The organism is Caecibacter sp. AF58-12pH5A (assembly GCF_027681725.1).
GTDB classification, from domain to species: Bacteria; Bacillota; Negativicutes; order Veillonellales; family Megasphaeraceae; genus Megasphaera; species Megasphaera hominis.
Window position 1 is genome coordinate 1 of sequence record NZ_JAQDBC010000066.1, and the last position, 4525, is coordinate 4525.

Consider the following 4525-nt stretch of genomic DNA (forward strand, 5'->3'; position numbering starts at 1 on the left):
AAGATGCAAATAAAAAGAGGATGTGGACAAAATGATTTCTCATTTTGTCACATCCCCCTATTTCTGTCTTTTATGTTATTCTTCATGTCCCATAACCAGCACTGTTAAGCCTGCAGCCGCCAAAATAGTGCGGTTGCGCTCCAGGATTTCATCAGGCGGCGTGACAAATTGCTCTTGCTCTATACCGGCTTCCCGCGCTTTGCTTACACCCATATTGTGGTAGGGGAGCAAATGCACCTCGTGCAGCTGCAATTGCTGCATATAGTCCCGTAAGGCATACATATTGGCTTCATCATCATTGATTTCATGAATCTGGGGTACGCGGATGACAATTTTTTCCCGCATCCGTTCATCCCGTGCCAGCGCTTCCAAATTAGACCAGATCCGTTCCGGATCTACGCCCACATAGGTTTTATGAGCCTGGCGATCCATATGCTTCAAATCAAAAAGGATATAATCGCACAGGGAAGCCAAGGCAGAAAGATCCTCTCGTTTCCCGTAGCCGCTGGTCTCGATGGCAAGCGTATAGCCGGCTTCCCGCACCGCTTCAGCTACGGTACAGACATAGTCTGCATGGGCCAGTACCTCACCACCGCTGAAGGTCACACCGCCACCGGATATGGCATAATAGTCGGCGTCCTTTTGCAGCGTCGCCAATAGTTCATCCAGCGAATAGGTCTTTGATTTTGTATACAAGGCCCCGGTACAGCAAGCCTCTACGCAACGGCCGCATTGTTTGCACTTCCTGTGGTCTATCACTACGCGCTCTGCCTGAAAGGAAAGAGCTTTTTCCGGGCAGGAACGGATACAGCTGCCGCAGCGGATACAGTCTTTTTCCCGGTACATGAGGGTATATGAAGGATCGAGCAATTCCGGATTATGTGACACCAGCGGCAGTGCAGTGGACAGCCTTTAAAAAACACGGTCGTACGAATGCCCGGTCCGTCTTCTGTAGAAAAGCGCTGGATGCCGCCAATATAGGTTTGCTTCATGAGGATCCTCTCCTATCGCAGGCACTTAGAAATCCGGGGTATGAGCCGTTCTGGCAATGAGTGCTTCCTGGACTTCGCTGTCTAATTCAACGAAATATGCTAAGTATCCGGCCACGCGGACCAAGAGATTCCGATAGTTTTCCGGATGCTTTTGTGCTTCCCTCAGTGTCTTATTATCGATAACATTGATCTGAATATGCTCGCCCATATTCTTAAAGAAGGTCTTTACGACAGCATCCAAAACCATGCGTCCCTTTTTGCCCTGTATACTGCGGGGGTCAAAGCGCAGGTTAAAGAGGCAGCCATCTTTGGCGTTCTTTTGATCCAAATGAGCTACAGAGTTGATGCATGCCGTCGGTCCGGACGTATCACGGCCCATTGCCGGCGAGCAGTTATCTGCTACTGCATCATAGGCAAAACGGCCGTCTGGCGTAGCCATGATGCATTTACCCTGGGACACGTTCATAGACTGGGATTCTACGACTTCTACATAGTGGCCGCCGCGGGAATCTCTGTATTTTTCCAGATTCTTGGCATAATGACGGACAATACCTGCAGCAATGCCATCGACGTACGCATTATCGTTGCCATACTTAGGCGCCTTCTTGAGCAGGGCCTGGCGGATCGGTTCAGCACCGTCAAAATTATGCTGCAAGGCATCCATGACCGTCTGAATATCCAGTACATGCTTCTGATTGACCAGTGTATCGACAGCTGCAATCGCATCGGCCGCATTGGCTACGCTGACGCAGAACGCACCGGATTCATAATACTTGGAACCGCCTTCCTGCAGCGATTTACCTTTATCAATACAGCCATCTACGAGCATGGACGTAAAGGCTACAGGCATGCGCGACGCGTGGAGTGAACCGACGACGTTGAAGCCGCGGAGCATCATGTCGACGAAATAATCATTCTGTTTATACAAGGCGTCTTCCAATTTTTCCAGCGTATCAAGCGTTTCTATTTTACCTGTCTGGGGCCCCAACTGTTCCCCGTTTACAGGATTAACACCATTGTTCAAGACGAGTTCTACACATTTCAGCTGGTTTACATAGCCAACGGTCGGACGGCCATCTGACTTACCGGCGACACCCGGCTGAACGCAGCCGTGGATGCCCCAGTTGCGGGCTTCTTCGAGGGTACAGCCTGACTTTTCCATGAGCATAGGGATAACCAGGTTATTATTGAAAAAGGCGGGCGTTGCCATACCGGCCTGGATCATGCGTAAGCCTTCATTCATCAAGTCCTGGTTCAAATGATCATGGTATTGGATGGACATCGTCGGCATGGACGTTTGTACAGCCTGATTGGCCTTGAGGCAAAGCATGGATACAGGATTCGTCGCATCGCTGCCGTCTTCCGGCTTCTGGCCGCCAATTATGATATTTTGCCAAAGCGGATAGCCTGCAAAAGACTGGCTATAGAATTTATCGCGCAGTTTCATAATACTCGTTACTTTAATGAAGAAGCATTCGATAATTTCAATCGCCTTGTCTTCCGTAATGCGGCCAGCCGCGAGATCGGCTTCATAAAAGTCATTCGTATACTGGTCGAAGCGATGGAACGATTCACCGTGTCCGTTATTTTCGATGTTCATGATGACATGCATAAACCATACGAACTGGACTGCTTCCTGGAAGGTTCTCGCAGGCTTCAGAGGAACCTGTGCACAAGCAGCAGCAATGTCAAGCAGTTCCTGTTTCCGTACGTCATCCGTTTCAGCTGCCGCTTTTTCCGCTGCCAATTGGCTAAAGCGCTGTGCATAGGCACCGGCCGCATCAATGTCGATCATTACGGCATGCCAGAAGTCTACCTGTTCCTGTTTTTCCTTGCTGTCGACCACCGTTTCTGCAATTTTTTTCTGACATTGTTCCTTATAATAATTGAGGCCCCGTTTTAAGAGGTTAAAATAATCGGGCAGGACATGCCCAGTACCGCAATCGCGGTTACCAACCGTAACGACGCCACTTTCTTCGGCATGCTTTACGTCTTCCGGCAAGGCCCGTTCTACTACCTTATCAAAGCTGATATCTTTCCAGTATGGCAGATATTCTTCCAGTATAGCCCGGTCTTCATCGGTTACGATCATGGGGTCACTTTTCCGTTTGCCAAAATCATCAATCTGTTCCAGTACCCATTCTGACGTATATTCCGGGAAAACAGGGGCACTACGGGGTTTATCTGCCTGGTTACCGACGATCAATTCGCCATCGAGGATAAAGATCTTCTTATTACGTAAAATATAGTCCAGCATATATGCCTTTTGCAGGACCGGCGGTTCAAAGGCATATTTTTGGATGGCCTCTGTCGCCAGTTTAGCCCGTTCGGCGCTCATAGTCGGCGTTTCATCGGTGAGCATCTTCTTCAATTGTTTTACACGGTCTGTCATTTGATAAAATGTTTCGCTCATACTGCTACCTCCTGAATCAAATAAACTTTAAGGAACTGTAAGTAATTCTCTTTCTAATTTAATTTAATTGTACAAGACAAATGACAAATCGTAAAACGAGCGATTAAAATGGTGACTATTAGAAACTCTCATACGCAAAAGACCTCCTGTCAAAGGAGGCCTTTTATTCATCAGATAGACAGACTGCCATCGTCTACAGCACGCTGTATGGTTTTGATAAAACACTGTACAGCCGGTATGGCCGTACTATAGCCCCGTACGGCTAAGCCTAAGCTGCGCTTGGCCGGCGGATCCAGTTCCCGTGTCGTAAGGGTAGGAAATTTATCCTTCGAAACGTGAATCAGCAGTTCCGGAATCATGCCGACGCCGAGATTTTCCTCAATCATATACAAGACAGCGTAATCTGAACTGGACGTAAAGGTAGGCATTAAATGAACGTCATGTTTCCTGAAGTAGCTCGCTACTTCAGCATCCATCCCGTCTACACCCCGGTACATAAAGAAGGGATGGCCTTCCAGTTCCTTCGCCGGAATAATGTCATAAGCCGCTAACGGCGAATCCTTCGGCATGACAATGACATACCGGTCTTCCCGCAAGGGAATCCAGTCGTATTCGTATTGAGGCTGCTTACTGAGGAAGGCAATGTCGATAAAGCCGGAATCCAGCCATTCCGTCAGGATGCCTGAGCTGTTTTCTTCTACCAGATCCAGCTGGATTTTGGGATACAGCTCACGGAACAGACGCATGATCTTCGGCATAATCGCACAGACAATAGTCGGAAAACAGCCAATGCGCACTTTCCCTTCTACAGTGCCCTTGACTTCGGTAAAATCCTGTTCCAATCGCTTATTCAGCTGCACGAGCTGGCGGATTTCCGGTAGCAGCCGTTCCCCTTCGAGCGTCAGTGCTACGCCCTTATTGCTCCGGCTCAATAGAGGAAAGCCGCATTCTTTTTCCAAGCTGTTCATCATATACGTAATCCCCGACTGGGTATAGCCTAAATCAGACGCCGCCTTAATAAAGCTCCCCTTATCTACGACGGCCAGCAATACCTCATATTTTGGGTTTGTCAAGTTAAGTGTGTAAGTTTTTTTAGGTATCATAAAAGAAGATGCGTTAC

Annotated in this window: 3 protein-coding genes and 1 pseudogene; all 4 read right to left on the bottom strand. The window is 48.4% G+C overall.

Features of this window, described 5'->3' with window-relative positions; translation table 11 throughout:
* Window positions 1–75: 75 nt before the first annotated feature.
* Window positions 76–888, bottom strand: coding sequence for a glycyl-radical enzyme activating protein (locus PGX44_RS13660; protein WP_498855803.1), 813 nt, complete (start codon window positions 886–888; stop codon window positions 76–78).
* Between the two features lie 23 nt (window positions 889–911).
* Window positions 912–992, bottom strand: a pseudogene (locus PGX44_RS13665) (hypothetical protein); the annotation flags it as partial.
* A 25-nt stretch (window positions 993–1017) separates the two neighbouring features.
* On the bottom strand, window positions 1018–3405 hold the full coding sequence (locus PGX44_RS13670; protein WP_498855804.1) for a glycyl radical protein: 2388 nt from the start codon (window positions 3403–3405) through the stop codon (window positions 1018–1020).
* 170 nt (window positions 3406–3575) lie between these two features.
* The gene (locus tag PGX44_RS13675; protein ID WP_498855805.1) at window positions 3576–4478 is read right to left on the bottom strand and encodes a LysR family transcriptional regulator; all 903 of its coding nucleotides are present in this window, start codon (window positions 4476–4478) and stop codon (window positions 3576–3578) included.
* Window positions 4479–4525 lie beyond the last annotated feature (47 nt).